The organism is Streptomyces sp. NPDC006691, assembly GCF_042869955.1.
Taxonomy (GTDB): Bacteria; Actinomycetota; Actinomycetes; order Streptomycetales; family Streptomycetaceae; genus Streptomyces.
Genome location: NZ_JBIAGW010000014.1, coordinates 86,404 through 104,343 on the forward strand (window position 1 = coordinate 86,404; position 17,940 = coordinate 104,343).

Here is a 17,940-nt window from a genome sequence, read left to right on the forward strand (position 1 = left end):
CCCGGATTGCAACAGAAGCTGTCCGGCGGCGCGCGGGGTTCGGCTATCAGAGTGCCCCGGGCGGAGCGGTGGAAACCGCCCCGCCCGCGGCTGTGGTCAGCCGATGGCGGGCGACACGGGGTCCTTCCGCAGCCGGAACCAGTAGAAGCCGTGGCCGGCCAGGGTGAGCAGATACGGCCATTCGCCGATGGCGGGGAAGCGCACTCCGCCGATCAGCTCCACCGGGTGCATCCCGTTGAACGCCCTCAGGTCCAGCTCGGTGGGCTGCGGGAAGCGCGAGAAGTTGTGCACGCACAGCACCAGGTCGTCGCCCCGCTCGCGCAGGAAGGCGAGCACGGCCGGGTTCGACGACATCAGCTCGGTGTACGAGCCGAGGCCGAAGGCCGGGTTCTGCTTGCGGATCTCGATCATGCGCCGGGTCCAGTGCAGGAGCGAGGACGGCGAGGCCATGGCCGCCTCGACGTTGGTCACCTGGTAGCCGTAGACCGGGTCCATGATCGTGGGCAGATAGAGCCGGCCCGGGTCGCACGAGGAGAAGCCCGCATTGCGGTCCGGCGTCCACTGCATCGGGGTGCGCACCGCGTCGCGGTCGCCGAGCCAGATGTTGTCGCCCATGCCGATCTCGTCGCCGTAGTACAGGATCGGCGATCCGGGCAGGGAGAGCAGCAGCGCGGTGAACAGCTCGATCTGGTTGCGGTCGTTGTCGAGCAGCGGGGCGAGCCGGCGCCGGATGCCGATGTTGGCCCGCATCCGCGGGTCCTTGGCGTACTCGGCGTACATGTAGTCGCGCTCTTCGTCCGTGACCATTTCGAGGGTGAGCTCGTCGTGGTTGCGCAGGAAGATGCCCCACTGGGCGTTCCGCGGGATGGCCGGGGTCTTGGCGAGGATTTCCGAGACCGGGTAGCGCGACTCGCGCCGTACCGCCATGAAGATGCGCGGCATCACCGGGAAGTGGAACGCCATGTGGCACTCGTCGCCGCCCTTGGCGTAGTCGCCGAAGTAGTCGACGACGTCCTCGGGCCACTGGTTGGCCTCGGCGAGCAATACCGTGTCCGGGTAGCTCGCGTCGATCTCGGCCCGTACCCGCTTGAGGAACTCGTGCGTTGCCGGAAGGTTTTCGCAGTTGGTTCCCTCCTCCTGGTACAGGTACGGCACGGCGTCCAGGCGGAAGCCGTCGATGCCGAGGTCGAGCCAGAAGCGCAGCGCGGAGACGATCTCCTCCTGCACGGCCGGGTTCTCGTAGTTGAGATCGGGCTGGTGCGAGAAGAAGCGGTGCCAGTAGTACTGCTTGCGGACCGGGTCGAAGGTCCAGTTGGACGTCTCGGTGTCGACGAAGATGATCCGCGCGTCCTGGAACTGCTTGTCGTCGTCGGCCCAGACGTAGTAGTCGCCGTAGGGGCCCTCCGGATCCCGGCGGGACTCCTGGAACCACTCGTGCTGGTCGCTGGTGTGGTTCATCACGAAGTCGATGATCACGCGCATGCCGCGCTGGTGGGCGGCGTCGACGAACTCCACGAAGTCGGCGAGGTCGCCGAACTCGGGGAGCACCGCGGTGTAGTCGGAGACGTCGTAACCGCCGTCGCGCAGCGGGGATTTGAAGAACGGCGGCAGCCAGAGACAGTCGACACCCAGCCATTGCAGATAGTCCAGCTTGGCGGTGATGCCCTTGAGATCCCCGACGCCGTCGCCGTTGCTGTCCTGGAAGGACCGCACGAGCACCTCGTAGAACACCGCTCGTTTGAACCACTCGGGGTCGCGGTCCTTGGCGGGGGTGTCCTCGAAGGTGTCGTGGACGGGCTCGTTGACGATCATGGTGTGGGTGACCCTCCGATCGGCGGGGACGGTCGCAGGACCAGGATGTGCGCGGGCGCTCGGCCCGGCTCTAGGCGCACGTAATTGGCCCTGCCCCAGTGGTAGGTCTCTCCGGTGAGCTCGTCGCGCACCGGGACGGTCTCGTCCCACGCGAGGCCGAGCGCCGGCATGTCCAACGAGACCGTGGCCTCCTGGGTGTGGTGGGGGTCGAGGTTGGCGACCACCACAACGGTGTTCGATCCCGAGCGCTTGCTGTAGGCGATCAGCGCCTCGTTGTCCGTCTCGTGGAAGTGGACCGAGCGCAGCTGCCGCAGCGCCGGATGGCGCCGCCTGACGCGGTTGAGGGTGGTGATCAAGGGGGCGATGGAGCGGCCCGAGCGCTCGGCCGACTCCCAGTCGCGGGGCCGGAGTTGGTACTTCTCCGAGTCCAGGTACTCCTCGCTGCCCGGCTTGGCCGGAGCGTTCTCGCACAGCTCGTAGCCGGCGTAGACGCCCCAGGTGGGGGAGAGGGTCGCGGCAAGCACGGCCCGCACCTCGAAGGCCGGGCGGCCGCCGTCCTGGAGGTAGCCGTGCAGGATGTCCGGCGTGTTCACGAAGAAGTTGGGCCGCATGTAGGGCGCACTCTCGCCCGCCAGTTCGGTGACGTATTCGGTGAGCTCGTGCTTGCTGTTGCGCCAGGTGAAGTACGTGTACGACTGCTGGAACCCGATCTTGCCGAGCGTGTGCATCATCGCGGGCCGGGTGAACGCCTCGGCCAGGAAGATCACGTCCGGGTCGGAGCCGTTGACCTCCGCGATGACCTTGTCCCAGAAGACCACCGGCTTGGTGTGCGGATTGTCGACGCGGAAGATCCGTACGCCGTGCCCCATCCAGAACCGCAGCAGCCGGACGGTCTCCTCGATCAGGCCCGGCATGTCCTCGTCGAAGGCGATCGGATAGATGTCCTGGTACTTCTTCGGCGGGTTCTCCGCGTAGGCGATCGTCCCGTCCGCCCGGTGATGGAACCACTCGGGGTGCTTCTGCACCCAGGGGTGGTCGGGGGAGCACTGGAGCGCGAAGTCGAGGGCCACCTCCAGACGCAGATCGCGGGCGGCGCCCACGAAGGCGTCGAAGTCGTCCAGGGTGCCGAGATCGGGGTGGACCGCGTCGTGGCCGCCGTCCGCCGAGCCGATCGCCCACGGCACGCCGACGTCCCACTTCCTGGCCGTCAGGGAATTGTTGGCGCCCTTGCGGTGCGTGGTGCCGATGGGGTGGATCGGCGGCAGGTAGACCACGTCGAAGCCCATCGCGGCGACCGCCGGGAGCCGTTCGGCCGCGGTGCGGAAGGTTCCGGAGACCGGCTTGCCGCGCGCCTTGACCACGGCTCCCTCCGAGCGCGGGAACAGCTCGTACCAGGAGCCGAACAGGGCGCGCTCGCGCTCGACGAGCAGCGGCATCGGAGCCGAGGCGGTGACCAGGTCGCGCAGTGGGTGCGTGGCCAGGGCCGCGTCCACCTCCGGTGCGAGGGCGGCCGCGAGCCGGGCCGCGGGGGTGCGGCGGGTGTCGCGCAGGGCGTCCACCGCGGCCAGGACCGCCTCACGCCGGCCCTTGGTCTTGGGCACTCCGGCGGCGGCCCGCTCGTAGAGGGCGGCGCCCTCGGCCAGGACGAGCTCGGTGTCCTGGCGGGCCGGGATCTTGATGCCGGCGTGGTGGCGCCAGGTCGCGACCGGATCGCTCCAGGCCTCGACGGTGTACGTCCAGCGCCCCTCGGCCCCGGCGGCGATCTCGGCGCCCCAGCGGTCGGTGCCGGGGGCGAGTTCGCGCATGGGAGTGAAGGGGCCCGGGCGCCCACCGGGATCTCTGAGCACGACATTGGCGGCGACGGCGTCGTGGCCCTCGCGGAAGACGGTGGCGGTGACCTGGAAGCTCTCCCCGGTCACCGCCTTGGCGGGCCTGGTGCCGCACTCGACGGCGGGGCGTACGTCGAGGACGGGAATGCGGCCGATTGACGGGTTCGGGTTCACGGGCTCACCTGCGGGTGATTGGTAGGGTTTGCCGCGTTTGCGGGAATCTGTCCTTTTTAGCTGCTCCGTTGACGGCTGACCGGCTGCGGGCATGGCCGCTCCTGTCCGCGTTCACTCGAATGGCGTGCGGGAGAGACTGCGGGAATGCGTTACCGGATGAGCCTTCCACGGTGTACGGGTGGGCATTCCGGCAGCTTGTTAACTACCTGCGCGTAACGGTTTCGGACAGATGAGCGCACCGGACATCGGTGACTCGTGGCTGAACTCCGCCTGTACGGCCCATACGTGACGGTCCATCAGAGTGGCGGGGGCGGAAAACGGAATCCGGGGGACCGGCCGCGAGGCGCTGTGGTTGGCGGGGCGCGTCGGCACTACCTTCGGGGGTGAAGGAGGGGCGCACATCACGGTGTGCCACCCCGGTACGTACGTCCCCTGCAAAGGTGGAAGCGTGAAGGCAATCCGTCGATTCACCGTGCGCCCTGTCCTGCCCGACGCCCTGAGGCCGCTCAGCGATCTCGCGCGCAATCTGCGCTGGTCCTGGCACACCGAGACCAGAGAACTCTTCCAGTCCGTGGACCCCGACGGCTGGCGGGCGGCCGGTGGGGACCCGGTGCGGCTGCTCGGCTCCGTCGGCGCCGCCCGGCTCGACTCGCTCGCCCAGGACCGCCGTTTCCTGCGCCGGCTCACCGCCGCCGCCGACGACCTCGACGACTATCTGCACGGCCGCCGCTGGTACCAGGAGCAGAGTGGCGAACTCCCTTGCGCGATCGGCTACTTCTCGCCCGAGTTCGGCATCACCGCGGCCCTGCCCCAGTACTCCGGCGGCCTCGGCATCCTCGCCGGGGACCACCTCAAATCCGCCAGCGACCTCGGCGTACCGCTCATCGGGGTCGGTCTCCTCTACCGGCACGGCTACTTCCGCCAGTCGCTCTCGCGCGACGGCTGGCAGCAGGAGCACTACCCCCTGCTCGACCCCAATGAGCTGCCCGTCTCGCTCCTGCGGGAGGAGGACGGCAGCCCGGCCAGGGTCTCGCTCGCGCTGCCCGGCGGGCGCGCGCTGCACGCCAACATCTGGCTGGCCCGGGTCGGCCGGGTGCCGCTTCTGATGCTCGACTCGGACGTCGAGGACAACGCGCCCGGCGAGCGCGATGTCACCGACCGGCTGTACGGCGGCGGCAGCGAGCACCGGCTGCTCCAGGAGATGCTGCTCGGCATCGGCGGGGTGCGCGCGGTGCGCACCTACTGCCGCCTCACCGGCCACCCGGCGCCCGAGGTGTTCCACACCAACGAGGGGCACGCCGGGTTCCTCGGGCTCGAGCGCATCCGTGAACTCGCGGGTGAGGGGCTTGAGTTCGAGGCCGCGCTCGAATCGGTGCGGTCCGGGACCGTGTTCACCACCCACACCCCGGTGCCGGCCGGGATCGACCGCTTCGACCGCGAGCTGGTCGCCCGCCACCTCGGTGACGACGGCGAACTGCCCGGTGTCGACGTGGAGAGGATCCTCCGGCTCGGCATGGAGACCTACCCCGGCGGCGAGCCGAACCTCTTCAACATGGCGGTCATGGGGCTGCGGCTGGCCCAGCGCGCCAACGGGGTCTCGGCCCTGCACGGCGCCGTCAGCCGGGAGATGTTCGCGGGGCTCTGGCCGGGCTTCGACGCGCAGGAGGTGCCGATCACCTCCGTCACCAACGGCGTGCACGCCCCGACCTGGGTGGCGCCCGAGGTCATGCGGCTCGGCGCCCGCCAGATCGGCGCGGGCCGCACCGAGGACGCGCTGAGCGTGGGCGGCTCGGAGCGCTGGGACGCGGTCGCCGACATCCCGGACGCCGAGATCTGGGAGCTGCGCAGGGAGCTGCGCGAGCAGCTCGTCGTCGAGGCCCGCGAGCGGCTGCGCGCCTCCTGGCGCCAGCGCGGCGCCGGGACCGCCGAACTGGGCTGGATCGACGGGGTGTTGAGCCCCGACGTACTCACCATCGGCTTCGCCCGGCGGGTCCCCTCGTACAAGCGGCTCACGCTGATGCTGCGCGACCGGGACCGGCTGATGGAGCTGCTCCTTCATCCGACCCGGCCGGTGCAGATCGTCGTCGCGGGCAAGGCGCACCCGGCCGACGACGGCGGCAAGCGCCTGGTGCAGGAACTGGTGCGGTTCGCCGACGACCCGAGGGTGCGCCACCGGATCGTGTTCCTGCCCGACTACGGCATGGCGATGGCGCAGAAGCTCTACCCGGGCTGCGACGTCTGGCTCAACAATCCGCTGCGCCCCCTGGAGGCGTGTGGGACCAGCGGCATGAAGGCGGCCCTGAACGGCTGCCTCAACCTGTCCGTCCTGGACGGCTGGTGGGACGAGTGGTTCGAGCCCGACTTCGGCTGGGCCATTCCGACCGCCGACGGCGCGGCCACCGACGAGGACCGGCGGGACGAGCTGGAGGCCAACGCGCTGTACGACCTCATCGAGGACCGGGTCGCCCCGCGCTTCTACGACCGGGGCGCGGCGGGACTGCCGGACCGCTGGATCGAGATGGTCCGCCAGACCCTCACCACGCTCGGCCCGAAGGTGCTCGCGGGGCGGATGGTGCGGGAGTACGTGACCCGGCTGTACGCTCCCGCCGCCGCGGCCCATCGAGCCCTGGACCCGGCCACGGCAGGGGAGCTGGCGCAGTGGAAGGCGCGGGTGCGGGGCGCCTGGCCGCGGGTCGCGGTCGACCACGTCGAGGCGCTGGCCCCGGTGGCGGCGCCCAACGGCACCGCGGAACTCGGCTCCACCCTCGCGCTCAAGGTCCGGGTCGCGCTCGGCGAGCTCGGGCCCGACGACGTGGAGGTGCAGGCCGTGGCGGGCCGGGTGGACGCGGCCGACGCCATCGCGGACGCCGAGACCTTCCCGCTGAAGCCGACGGGCGGCCCCGATCTGGAGGGCCGCTGGATGTACGAGGGGCCGCTGGCGCTCGACCGGACCGGCCCGTTCGGCTACACGGTCCGGGTGCTTCCGGCCCACCGCCACCTCGCGACCCACGCGGAGCTGGGTCTGGTGGCCGGCCCGACCGGGACGACCGGGGAGGGCGCGGGCGTGCTCATGCGCTGAGCCCGGCCCTTCCTCGCCCGGACATGGGCGGTGCCCGGAGCCTCGTGGGCTCCGGGCACCTTCACTTTCCGGCCAGCCGCCTGGTCAGAAGGTGAGCTTGAAGTCGGTGATGGTGCCGACGTCCTGCCGCGCCTTGTCCTGGACCTTCAGCTTCCACACGCCATTGGCAGCGACGGCGGAGGCGTTGACGGTGTACGTCTTGTTGAGGTTCTTCGTCGAGTCCGAGGAAGAGCTTTGGAGACGGTACGAGGTGCCGTTCGGGGCCACCAGGTCGATCTGGAGGTCACCGATGTAGGTGTGCGTGATCTTCACGCCGACCTGGAGGGCGGCCGGCGCGTTGCCGGTGATCCCCGAGACGGTGACCGGTGAGGTCACCGCGGCACCCGGGTAGTCCGGGATGGCCACGCTGGCCGTGTTCTCGAAGACCTTGCCACCGGGGTTGCCGCCGCCGGCGCGGGCGCCGACGTTGATGGCCGCCCAGGCGTTGGTGACGTTGGTGACCTCGGCGCTGTTCGCGCCGTACAGCTCGGTCGCCGCGGCGATGGTGCCCGCGCGGGCCCCCGCGTAGTCCGTGCTGGAGTTGAACTTGGTGGTGAGCGCCTTGTACCAGATCAGCTGGGCCTTGTCCCGGCCGATGCCGGTGACCGGAAGGCCGTCGGAGGTCGGCGAGTTGTAGCTCACGCCGTTGATGACCTTGGCGCCACTGCCCTCGGAGGCCAGGTAGAACCAGTGGTTCGCCGGGCCCGAGGAGTAGTGGACGTCCAGGTTGCCGACGCCGGAGTACCAGCTGTCCGCGGAGCCGCCGTCCTTGCTCGGCTTGTCCATGTAGCGCAGCGGGGTGCCGTCACCGTTGATGTTGATCTTCTCGCCGATGAGGTAGTCGCCCGGGTCCGACGCGTTGTTCGCGTAGAACTCCACCGACGTGCCGAAGATGTCGGAGGTGGCCTCGTTCAGACCGCCCGACTCGTCCGCGTACTCCAGGCCCGCGGTCGCGGCGGTGACGCCGTGCGACATCTCGTGGCCCGCCACGTCGAGCGCGGTCAGCGGGTCGTTGTTGCCCGTGCCGTCGCCGTACGTCATGCAGAAGCAGCTGTCGTCCCAGAACGCGTTGACGTACGCGTTGCCGTAGTGGACGCGGGAGTAGGCGCCGACGCCGTCGCCCCTGATGCCGCTGCGGCCGAAGACGTTCTTGTAGAAGTCCCAGGTCACGCCGGCGCCGTAGGCGGCGTCCGCACCCGCGGTCGCGGCGTTGGAGTTGGTGCCGTCGCCCCAGGTGTCGTTGGTCTGGGTGAACAGCGAACCGGTGCCGGACGTACCGTGGTTCAGGTTGTACGTCTTGTGGTTGCCGCGCGTGGTGTCGGTCAGGGTGTAGTTCGACCCGGACTGCGAGGTGTTGAGGGTGACCTGGCCGCTGTAGCGGGTGTTGCCGACACCGGTCTCGATGCCCTGCCACTGGTGCAGCTTGGCGCCCGTCCTGGCGTCCGTGATGACGTGCAGCTGGTTCGGGGTGCCGTCGTCCTGGAGCCCGCCCACGACCGTCTCGTACGCGAGGGTCGGCGCGCCCTTGACCATCCAGATGACCTTGCGGGCGCTGTCGGCCTTGTCGGCCTTCGAGCCCGCGGCCTTGGCGGCCTTGAGGGCCTGGCCCTCGGCGGTGGCGGGGGCGCTCGCGGGGGCGGCGGTGGAGACGCCCTGGAGCTGCGCGCTGTTCGCCTTGAGCACGTCCTTGGTCTTGCCGGCCGCGGTGTCGACCATCAGGTCGCCGCCGAGCACGGGCAGACCCTGGTAGGTGCGCTCGTAGCGGGTGTGGACCGTGCCGTCCTGGTCCTTGGACACGTCGTGGACGACGAGCTTCTCCTGCGCGCTGAGACCGAGGTCCTTGGCCGTGGCCGCCGTGGTGGCCGTGGCCTGGCGTATGAGCTCGGCACGCTGGGAGGGGGTGAGGCTCACGGGCAGGGCGCCCGTGTTGCGTACTGCCTGGGCCTTCACGGCCGCGGCGGCCGCGGAGTCGTCGGGGCGTGCGCTGGCGCTACCTGCCTGGACGCCGACACTGAGCATGGCGGCTGCGGCGATCAGGGCGCCGGTGGCGGTGGCACGACGACGATGCGTGGATCTCACGCGAACTCCTTCTGCGAGGGGGTTCCGGTCGACTGGGTGGGGCCGGCCGGGCAGAGCAAAGCGGAGCGAGTACGGCAACGAGATGTGGTGCGTGAAAACTTCGTGCGTGGAACGGGGGAAGAGTGCCAGCAGTGGAGAACCGGTGTCAGGAGCGCGTCAAGAAGTTGGCCGAAAACCGTCCGTTGTCCGAAGGTCGTCGTTCGTTAAGCGGACGTTTCGCGGATGTGTGCTTCGACGCCGTCGAGGAGTCGGGCCAGCCCGAACCCGAAGAGCGAGTCCAAGTCCAGCTCGAACGGCTCGTGTTCGAAGATGGTGGTCAGGACGGGGAAGCCGCCTCCTGACACGATGGCCGCAAACCGCCCCTCATGGCGTTCCATCCACTGATCGCCGGAGACTCCGGTGTCCTGGAGGGCCTCGCCCTCCAGCTCCAGGGCCACGCCCAGTCCCTGGACAAAGGCGATGAGCGACAGGTGCACGTGCATCACCTCGTCCACACGCAGTCCGCTGTTGCGCAGCGCCCGCAGCACCCACTCGGTGTACCTCATCGCCCGGGGCATCGGATGCGGCCGGTTGAAGGAGCCCATCGCCCGGGCCATCCAGGGGTGCCTGCGGTAGGCGGCCCACAACTGCCGTGCCGCGCGATCCAGTTGGGGCCGCCAACCGGCGTCCGGGCGTCCGAGCGACATCTCCGCGAACCCCGCGTCCGTCATCAGGCGGACGAGCTCGCCCTTGCTCGCGACGTGCCGGTACAGGGCCATCGTCGACGTGCCGAGATCACTCGCGATCCGGCGCATCGACACTCCGCCCAGCCCCTCGGCATCCGCGATGCGGACGGCGGCGTGCACCAGTGCCTCGCGGCTCAAAGGCGCCGCGCCCTCGTGCGCGGCACGCGCCGGGGCCACCTCGGCGACGACCGTGCCCACTCCCGGCACCGCCCGCACCAGGCCCTCCCGGGCGAGAGCGGCGAGTGCCTTGGTCGCGGTCGCCATCGCCACCCCCGACTCGCGCACGATGGCCCGCGTGGACGGCACCCGGTCGCCGGGCTCCAGCTCGCCGGCTGCGATGCGGCGCCGGATGCCGTCGGCGACGACGAGGTAGGGCGGCTGCTCGGTCACGGTCGGAGTGTACTAGTGCGCCGGACGGCGTCCTGCCCCCTGATACACGGGTGCTCTAGGGGTGCACCAGCCTTGTCATTGCGGTGTACGCGGCCGCGCTGTTCGCTCCCCGCATGGACACCACGACCGGCCCCCTCGCGGGCCGCACCGACCCGGCGCCGCCGCGTGCCGGACGCAGGGAATGGATCGCGCTCGCCGTCCTCATGCTGCCCCTGCTGCTCGTCTCCATGGACGTCTCCGTCCTCTACTTCGCCATCCCCTTCATCAGCGAGGACCTGGCGCCCAGCTCCACCCAGCAGCTGTGGGTCCTCGACATGTACGGCTTCGTGCTCGCCGGCCTCCTCATCACCATGGGCGCCCTCGGCGACCGGGTCGGCCGCCGGCGGCTCGTGCTCGCGGGGGCGGCCGTGTTCGGGCTGGCCTCGGTGGCCGCGGCCTATGCCGACTCGCCTCAACTCCTCATCGGGGCACGGGCGTTGCTCGGAGTGGGCGGGGCCGCGCTGATGCCCTCCACGCTGGCCCTGATCCGCAACCTCTTCCACGACGCCGGGCAGCGCGCGCGGGCGGTCACCGCCTGGACCGGCGTCATGACGCTCGGCATCTCCTTCGGGCCGGTCGTCAGTGGCGCGCTGCTCGAACACTTCTGGTGGGGGTCGGTGTTCCTGATCAACCTGCCGGCCATGGTCCTCCTGCTGGTCCTGGCGCCGCTGCTGCTGCCCGAGGTCAAACAGCCCCCGGCCGGCCGCTTCGACTGGATGAGCGCGGTCCTCTCGCTCGCGGGGCTGCTTCCGCTGATCCAGGGCGTGAAGCAACTGGCCCGGGAAGGCGTCGAGTTGGTGCCCGTGTTGTCCGTCGTCGCCGGCCTCGCGCTGCTGTACGTGTTCGTCCGCCGCCAGTCGAGGCTCGCCCACCCCCTGGTGGACCTGGAGCTGCTGCGCCGGCGCACGTACGGCGGGGCGGTGCTCGCCAACCTCTTCGCCATCGCGGCGACCGTGGGGATGGCGGTGTTCCTCACCCAGTACCTCCAGTCCGTGCTGGGCAAGAGCCCGTTCCAGGCGGCGCTGTGGAGCCTGGTGCCCGCGCTGGGGGCGTGCGTGGGGGCGCCGGCCGGGGCGGTGCTCGCGCGGCGCTTCGACCGGGGGTGGGTCATGGCGACCGGCTTCGCCGTCTCGGCGTGCGGATTCCTCGCGCTCACGCGGGTACGTACGGACTCGGCGCTGTGGTTCACGCTCACGGCGTGTGCGGTCTACACGTCGGGGCTCGTGGCCGCGATGGCCCTCGCCAACGAACTCGCGCTCGGGGCGGCGCCGCCCGAACGGGCCGGGTCCGCGGCGGCGGTCATGGAGTCGGGGCAGGAGCTGGGCGGCGCGCTCGGGATGGCGGTGCTCGGCTCGATCGGTGCGGCGGTCTACCGCCACGGCATGGCCGGCGCGCCGAGCGCGGCACGCGAAACGCTGGGCGGGGCGCTGTCGTCCCTACGGGGCCCCGACCTGGCCCCCGCCTTCGCGGCCTTCACCCGCGGCCTCGATTACGCGGCACTGGGTGCGGCGGTGCTGATGGCAGGGGCGGCGGGGGTCGCGCTTGCGCGGCTGCGGGTTCGGCGGGGGCGGGGGAGGTAGGGCGCTCGTCCCGGTGCGGGGCGGTGCGCTGTGGGGGCGGCGGCTGGGGGCGGGGTTTGGGTGCGGGGGATTGGGTGCGGGGGATTGGGGGTGTTTGCGCAGTTCCCCGCGCCCCTGGGGTGCCGGGGGTGGTCGGTTCGGTGCGGGGGTGTGCCGGGCCGGTCGCGCAGTTCCCCGCGCCCCTGGGGGGCGTTCTGGCGTCGTTGCGCTGGGCGGTCCTGGGCGGTCCTGGGCGGTCCTGGGCGCCTGGGGGGCGCGGGGAACTGCGCGACCAGCCCGCTGCGGTCCGCAGTCGGAAGCCGGGGGTGGGGGTTGCGCCTTCGTGCCGGCGGTGTTGGATGCCCTGGGGGCGCGGGGAACTGCGCGAAGGGCCCGTTGCCGGCCCGCCGTGGGGCGTTCGCGGAGGCTGGGCGCGGGGAACTCGGTCGCCCCGGGGCCGGCGCGCGGATACTGTCGGCGGCCGGAACGGAAGCGTACGAGGAGCACTTCATGAACGACCCCCGCATAGGCCCGCCGCACTGCGGTGACGAACGAGAAACCCTGCGGGCGTTCCTCGACTACCACCGGGCCACCCTGGCCATGAAGTGCGAGGGGCTGGACGACGACGCCCTGCGGCGGCAGTCGATGCCTCCGTCCACCCTCTCCCTGCTCGGCCTCGTCCGGCACATGGCGGAGGTCGAACGGGCCTGGTTCCGCCGGGTGTTCGAGGACCACGACGCACCCATGGTGTGGTCCGAGAAGGTGGACTTCCAGGCCGCCTACGACGCGAGCCGCTCCACCCGCGCCGAGGCGTTCGCCGCCTGGGAGGCCGAGGTCGAGCACTCCCGCAAGGTCGAGCGGGAGGCCGAGTCCCTCGACCTCGTGGCCGTCCAGCCGCGCTGGGGCGAGGACGTGTCGCTGCGCATGGTGATGCTGCACATGATCCTGGAGTACGGCCGCCACAACGGCCACGCCGACCTCCTGCGCGAGGGCATCGACGGCACCGTGGGCGCCTGAGCCCGCCCACGGCCCGCCGCCCGCGCCTCAGCGCCAGGCGATGTTGCGCCAGGGGCTGGCCTCGTGCTCGGTGAGGATCCGGTGCGCGGTCAGGTTCCCCTGGTAGTAACTCCCGTACGATTCCCCGTCGAAGCGCAGCACCCGCCCGAGCGTGTACGCCGCCGAGAAGTCCTCCCAGGACCGGTACGCCGACCTGCTCAGGGCCCCCGCGTGCACGATCGCCTGCTCCGCCTCGTGCGGGGTGCAGAACCGGGCCGCGAGCCCCCAGCGTGCCAGGTTCACTGCCCGCCCGTAGTCGTAGGCGACGGCGGTGGTGACCCGGCCGTCCGGCGGCAGCAGCCCGTCCGCCCGGAACCGGGCCTCGTAGCGGATGATGCGCCGCACCAGCTCCTCGATCTCCCGGACGGCGTCATGGCCCACCCCGATGTCCTGGGCGTGCCCGGCCGCCGTCTCGCGCCACAGCTCGGCGGGCGGCGCCTCGTCGAGGCCCGCCCGCAGTTCCTCGCGCACGCGCAGGACGAAGTCGGGCTCGGCCGGGCTGTTGCGCGCGTCGAGCAGCGCGTCCAACTGCCGCTGCCAGTGCGCCCGTTCGGTGATGCCCCACGATTCGCGCAGCATGCGGAGTTGCTCGGTGTATTCCCGGTAGACGGAGCCCACCTCGTTCCACGGGACGTCGTTGCTGAGCGACAGATGCGCTCCGCAGGCCAGCCCGTAGGCCAGCGGCCCGCGCAACGCGCCGTGCCGCAGGCCGATCAGGCGGGCCGGGCGGTCGACCTCCACGTGGAGCCGGCGCCAGTGGGTGAGCTGGTCGGGCCCGGTGGGCAGGACGGCCTGGGCCGGAGTGCCGGCGTTGACCGCGAGCAGGGTCCGCCCGTCCAGGAGGCCGGAGTCGGCGATCCAGCGCAGGGACACCCCGTGGAACACCCAGTCCGGATGCCAGGGCGGCAGCATCCCCCGGGTGAGCACCGGCTTGATCCGCCGGCCGGACGCGTCCCGGTAGGCGGGCCAGTGGATCCGGTCGGGCCGGGCGTCGACCTCGGCCTTCGGCGCCGCGATGTAGAGCTCCTCGCGGGCGATCACCCGCAGCTGCGCCGCCGCATCGCCGCGCAGCCCCGCCGTGTGCAGCAGCCATTCCGTCTCCGTCGGCGCCGCCCAGTTGGTACTCGTCCCCGTTGCCACGCCCCCGATCCTACGAAACCCGGTACCGGCCGTCGCCCGGCAGGTACCGGAAACCCGCAGGTGGGGACGGGCTCCGATCCCCCCCGGCACGCTCAGGCCAGGCTGTCGCGCCAGGCCCGGTGCAGGGATGCGAAGCGGCCGGTGCCGGCGATCAGGTCGGCGGGGGAGCCGTCCTCGACGATCCGGCCCTGTTCCATCACCAGGACCCGGTCCGCGATCTCGACCGTGGAGAGCCGGTGCGCGATCACCACCGCCGTGCGGCCCTTGAGGACGGTGTGCATGGCGCGCTGCACCGCCCGCTCGCCCGGGATGTCCAGCGAGCTGGTCGCCTCGTCGAGGATCAGGACGGCCGGATCGGCGAGCAACGCCCTTGCGAACGCGACCAGTTGGCGCTGGCCCGCCGAGATGCGGCCGCCCCGCTTGCGGACGTCGGTGTCGTAGCCGTCCGGCAGGCTCGCGATGAAGTCGTGTGCGCCGATCGCCTTCGCGGCCTGCTCGATCTCGGCCCGGGTGGCGTCCGGGCGGCCGATCGCGATGTTCTCGGCGACCGTGCCGGAGAACAGGAACGCCTCCTGGGTGACCATGACGACCCCGCGCCGCAGGTCCCGTACGGACAGCTCGCGCAGGTCCGTCCCGTCGAGCAGGACGCGGCCGGCCGTCGGATCGTAGAAGCGGGCCAGGAGCTTGGCGAGGGTGGACTTGCCCGCGCCCGTCGAGCCGACCACGGCGACGGTCTGGCCGCCCGGGACGGTCAGGTCGAAGCGGGGCAGCACCTCGCCGCCGGTGCGGTAGCCGAAGCCGACGCCCTCGAAGTCGACCCGGCGGCCCGGGAACTCACCCGTGGAAGGAGGCAGCGGGGTCGGCCGGGACGCCTCGGGGACCGACGGCGTCTGGGCGAGCAGCCCGGCGACCTTCTCCAGGGACGCGGCCGCCGACTGGTAGGAGTTGAGGAACATGCCGAGCCGGTCGATGGGGTCGTACAGGCGGCGCAGATACAGGACCGCGGCCGCGAGCACGCCCAGTTCGAGATCGCCGTCCGCGACCCGCGTCGCGCCCCACAGGACCATCGCGGCGACCGCGATGTTGGCGGTGAGCCGGGAGCCCACCACATAGCGGGCCATCTCCAGGAGGGCGTCGCCGTTGGTCCGCTCGTGGCGCTGGTTCAGCACCTTGAACTCGGCGTCGTTGGCCCGCTCCCGCCGGAACGCCTGCACCGGCCGGATGCCGTTGAGCGTCTCGGCGAACTTGACGATCACCGCCGCGGTCGCCGTGGACCGGGCCGCGTACACGACCCCGGCGCGGCGCTGGTAGCGGCGGATCAGGAAGTGCAGCGGCAGGTAGGAGGCGACGGCGAGCGCGCCGATGCCCCAGTCCAGCCAGAGCAGCATCGCGCAGATGTAGACCGAGGAGAGGATCACCCCGATCAGCTCCTGAAGGCCCTCGCTGAGCAGTTCGCGCAACGACTCGACGTCGGTGGTGGAGCGCGAGATCAGCCGGCCCGAGGTGTAGCGCTCGTGGAAGTCCACGCTCAGCGCCTGCGCCTGCCGGAAGATCCGCCCGCGCAGATCGAGCAGCACGTCCTGGTTGACGACCGCCGAGGCCCGTACGAACGCGTACTGGAAGAACCCGGAGGCCAGCGCGCACAGTAGGTATCCGGCGCCGACGGCGATCAGCGGGCCGTGGTCGTGGGCCCGGAAGGCGGGGACGCCCCGGTCGATGGCGTACGCCACGAGCAGCGGGCCCGCCTGGGCCGCGGCCTGCTGCACCACCAGCATCAGCGTCGCGATCACCACGCCCCGGCGCAGCGGGCGCAGCAGTGAGCCGAGCAGCGCCCCGGTCGCCCCGGGCGGCGCGGGCAGTTCGTCCCGGTCGAAGGGATCGCCGTCCCCGGCCGGCCTCAACTCCTCGTCGCCCGTTGCCTTCTGCTCCCCGACGGTCGTGGTCATCGCCGGTCCTCCCCCTCGTCGTGCCGGACATCGGCGCCGGACATCAGCCAGGCGTATTCGGCGTTGGTGCGCAGCAGTTCCTGGTGGGTGCCGACGGCGCCGACGCGGCCCTGCGAAAGCAGTGCCACCCGGTCGGCGAGCAGCACGGTGGAAGGGCGGTGCGCGACGACGAGCGCGGTGGTGTCCTGGAGCACCCGGCGCAGCGCCGCCTCGACCAGGGCCTCGGTGTGGACGTCCAGGGCCGACAGGGGGTCGTCGAGGATCAGGAACCTCGGCCGCCCCACGACCGCCCGGGCCAGTGCGAGCCGCTGGCGCTGGCCGCCGGACAGGCTCAGGCCCTGCTCGCCGACCTGGGTGTCCACGCCTTGCGGCAGCCGCCGCACGAACTGGGCCTGTGCGATGTCGAGCGCCCGCTCCAGGTCGTCCGGGCTCCCGCCGCCCATCGCGACGTTCTCTCCGACGGTGGCGGAGAACAGGGTGGGTTCCTCGAACGCCACGGAGACGAGACCGCGCAGCCGGTCCCGCGTCATGTGCGCGATGTCCTCGCCGTCGAGCGTGATCCGCCCGCCGCTGACCTCGTGCAGCCGCGGCACGAGCGCGGTGAGCGTGGTCTTGCCCGACCCGGTCCCGCCGACAAGGGCCATGGTCTCGCCCGGCCGTATGTGCAGATCGATGCGGGACAGGACGGGGGCACTGCCGTCGGCGGCGTCGGGGTAGCGGAACGTGACCCCTTCGAACCGGATGCCGGCCGCCCGGTCGGCGGCGGACGCTTCCAACTCGGCGCTGGGAGGCTGCGGTTCAGCCCCTCCGGCGTCTGTCCCTCCGGCGTCTGAGGAGCGGGCGTCCAGGGGCCGCGCCCCCGGTGCACGGTCCACGGACGAAGCGACGGCGGAGACGGCTCCCGGGGCGGAGCCCCGACCGGGATCGAGGGGCTTGGCCTCACGATCGGGTTCGAGGGGCGTGGCCTCACGTGGGGGTTCTTGGGGGGTGCCCGGGGGCAACGTCCCCCGGGGGTGGCTCGTGGAGGAGCCCGGCGCCTCCGCCTCCTCCTGCGCGTCCATCGCCTCGAAGAAGCGGGCCGTCGCCGTCGCCGACTCCTGGCTCATCGCGAGCAGGAACCCGATCGACTCGACCGGCCAGCGCAGCGCGAGGGCCGTCGACAGGAACGCCACGAGCGTCCCGGCCGAGAGCTCGCCGTCGGCCACCTGCACCGTGCCGAGCACCAGAGCCGCGCCGATGGCGAGTTCGGGGATCGTGGTGATCAGGCCCCACAGCCCCGCGAGCAGCCGGGCCTTGGCGAGCTCGGTGCCGCGCAGCCGCTGGGAGAGTTCGCGGAAGGCCAGCGCCTGGCTGCGGTGCTGCCCGAACCCCTTGATGATGCGGATGCCGAGCACGCTCTCCTCGACGACCGTCGTCAGATCGCCCACCTGGTCCTGTGCCTGCCGGGCGACCAGCGAGTAGCGGGTCTCGAAGAGCGAGCAGAGGACCACCAGCGGAATGACCGGCACGAGCAGCACCAGGCCGAGGCTCCACTGCTGCGAGAGCAGGATCGCGAACCCGGCCAGGATGGTGACCGCGTTGACGACCAGGAAGGTCAGCGGGAACGCCAGGAACATCCGGAGCAGCATCAGGTCCGTGGTGCCGCGCGACAGGAGCTGGCCCGAGGCCCAGCGGTCGTGGAACGAGACCGGAAGGCGCTGCACGTGCCGGTACAGATCGGCCCGCATCTCCGCCTCGACGCTCGCGAGCGGCCGCGCCACCAGCCATCGCCGGTACCCGAAGAGCGCCGCCTCCGCGAGGCCGAGCAGCAGCAGGTACAGCGCGCCGAGCCACACGCCGCCGGGGTCGCGGTCGGCCACCGGGCCGTCCACGATCCACTTCAGGACGAGCGGGATCACCAGACCGAGGCAGGAGGCGACAATGGCCACAAATGCCGCGCTGAACAGGCGCGTTCGAATGGGGCGTACATACGGCCAGAGCCTCAGGAGTGAGCGCGTGGCCGACTGGTCCTTGATAGCTGCACGTGTTTCGGACATCAGGGCCGAGCCTACGGACGGGCACCGACAGTGCCCA

At 71.5% G+C, this 17,940-nt stretch carries 10 protein-coding genes; 3 read left to right on the forward strand and 7 right to left on the reverse strand.

What is annotated here, in order from left to right; all coding sequences use genetic code 11:
- Positions 1-96: 96 nt before the first annotated feature.
- Positions 97-1,812, reverse strand: coding sequence for a maltose alpha-D-glucosyltransferase (gene treS / locus ACFYNP_RS27205; RefSeq protein WP_388411912.1), 1,716 nt, complete (start codon positions 1,810-1,812; stop codon positions 97-99).
- A complete protein-coding gene (locus ACFYNP_RS27210) occupies positions 1,809-3,908 on the reverse strand; it encodes an alpha-1,4-glucan--maltose-1-phosphate maltosyltransferase (RefSeq protein ID WP_388788969.1) in 2,100 nt (699 codons plus the stop codon). Before ACFYNP_RS27210 ends, treS begins: the two co-directional genes overlap by 4 nt.
- Before the next feature lie 355 nt (positions 3,909-4,263).
- Between ACFYNP_RS27210 and glgP the strand changes: the two genes are divergently transcribed.
- Complete coding sequence (glgP, locus tag ACFYNP_RS27215; protein ID WP_388788971.1) at positions 4,264-6,894, forward strand: alpha-glucan family phosphorylase; 2,631 nt, start codon at positions 4,264-4,266, stop codon at positions 6,892-6,894.
- Positions 6,895-6,978: 84 nt separating this feature from the next.
- Here the strand turns inward: glgP and ACFYNP_RS27220 are convergent, their stop codons facing one another.
- Both ACFYNP_RS27220 and ACFYNP_RS27225 read right to left on the reverse strand, forming a co-directional pair.
- Positions 6,979-9,012 carry a M4 family metallopeptidase gene (locus ACFYNP_RS27220; protein WP_388788974.1) on the reverse strand — a complete coding sequence of 678 codons (2,034 nt, stop codon included), beginning with the start codon at positions 9,010-9,012 and terminating at the stop codon, positions 6,979-6,981.
- A gap of 203 nt (positions 9,013-9,215) precedes the next feature.
- Positions 9,216-10,127 carry a TetR/AcrR family transcriptional regulator C-terminal domain-containing protein gene (locus tag ACFYNP_RS27225; RefSeq protein WP_388788977.1) on the reverse strand — a complete coding sequence of 304 codons (912 nt, stop codon included), beginning with the start codon at positions 10,125-10,127 and terminating at the stop codon, positions 9,216-9,218.
- A 113-nt stretch (positions 10,128-10,240) separates the two neighbouring features.
- On the opposite strand from ACFYNP_RS27225, the gene ACFYNP_RS27230 reads away from it, so the two are divergent.
- Positions 10,241-11,746, forward strand: a complete 1,506-nt coding sequence (locus ACFYNP_RS27230) for an MFS transporter (RefSeq protein ID WP_388788979.1) — start codon at positions 10,241-10,243, stop codon at positions 11,744-11,746.
- 489 nt (positions 11,747-12,235) lie between these two features.
- Positions 12,236-12,742 carry a DinB family protein gene (locus ACFYNP_RS27235; protein ID WP_388411922.1) on the forward strand — a complete coding sequence of 169 codons (507 nt, stop codon included), beginning with the start codon at positions 12,236-12,238 and terminating at the stop codon, positions 12,740-12,742.
- 27 nt (positions 12,743-12,769) lie between these two features.
- Here ACFYNP_RS27235 and ACFYNP_RS27240 read toward each other — a convergent pair whose 3' ends face one another.
- The 3 genes from ACFYNP_RS27240 to ACFYNP_RS27250 form a co-directional block, all read right to left on the reverse strand.
- On the reverse strand, positions 12,770-13,921 hold the full coding sequence (locus ACFYNP_RS27240) for a DUF1266 domain-containing protein (RefSeq protein ID WP_388411924.1): 1,152 nt from the start codon (positions 13,919-13,921) through the stop codon (positions 12,770-12,772).
- 92 nt (positions 13,922-14,013) lie between these two features.
- Complete coding sequence (locus ACFYNP_RS27245; RefSeq protein WP_388788982.1) at positions 14,014-15,867, reverse strand: ABC transporter ATP-binding protein; 1,854 nt, start codon at positions 15,865-15,867, stop codon at positions 14,014-14,016.
- A complete protein-coding gene (locus ACFYNP_RS27250) occupies positions 15,864-17,903 on the reverse strand; it encodes an ABC transporter ATP-binding protein (RefSeq protein WP_388788985.1) in 2,040 nt (679 codons plus the stop codon). Before ACFYNP_RS27250 ends, ACFYNP_RS27245 begins: the two co-directional genes overlap by 4 nt.
- Positions 17,904-17,940 lie beyond the last annotated feature (37 nt).

What these genes read in the sequence shown, in the direction of transcription:
- ACFYNP_RS27250 (WP_388788985.1), bottom strand. Translation starts at nt 17,903, where the DNA reads ATGTCCGAAACACGTGCAGCTATCAAGGACCAGTCGGCCACGCGCTCA.
- ACFYNP_RS27210 (WP_388788969.1), bottom strand. Translation starts at nt 3,908, where the DNA reads ATGCCCGCAGCCGGTCAGCCGTCAACGGAGCAGCTAAAAAGGACAGAT.
- ACFYNP_RS27245 (WP_388788982.1), bottom strand. Translation starts at nt 15,867, where the DNA reads ATGACCACGACCGTCGGGGAGCAGAAGGCAACGGGCGACGAGGAGTTG.
- ACFYNP_RS27235 (WP_388411922.1), top strand. Translation starts at nt 12,236, where the DNA reads ATGAACGACCCCCGCATAGGCCCGCCGCACTGCGGTGACGAACGAGAA.
- treS (WP_388411912.1), bottom strand. Translation starts at nt 1,812, where the DNA reads ATGATCGTCAACGAGCCCGTCCACGACACCTTCGAGGACACCCCCGCC.
- ACFYNP_RS27230 (WP_388788979.1), top strand. Translation starts at nt 10,241, where the DNA reads ATGGACACCACGACCGGCCCCCTCGCGGGCCGCACCGACCCGGCGCCG.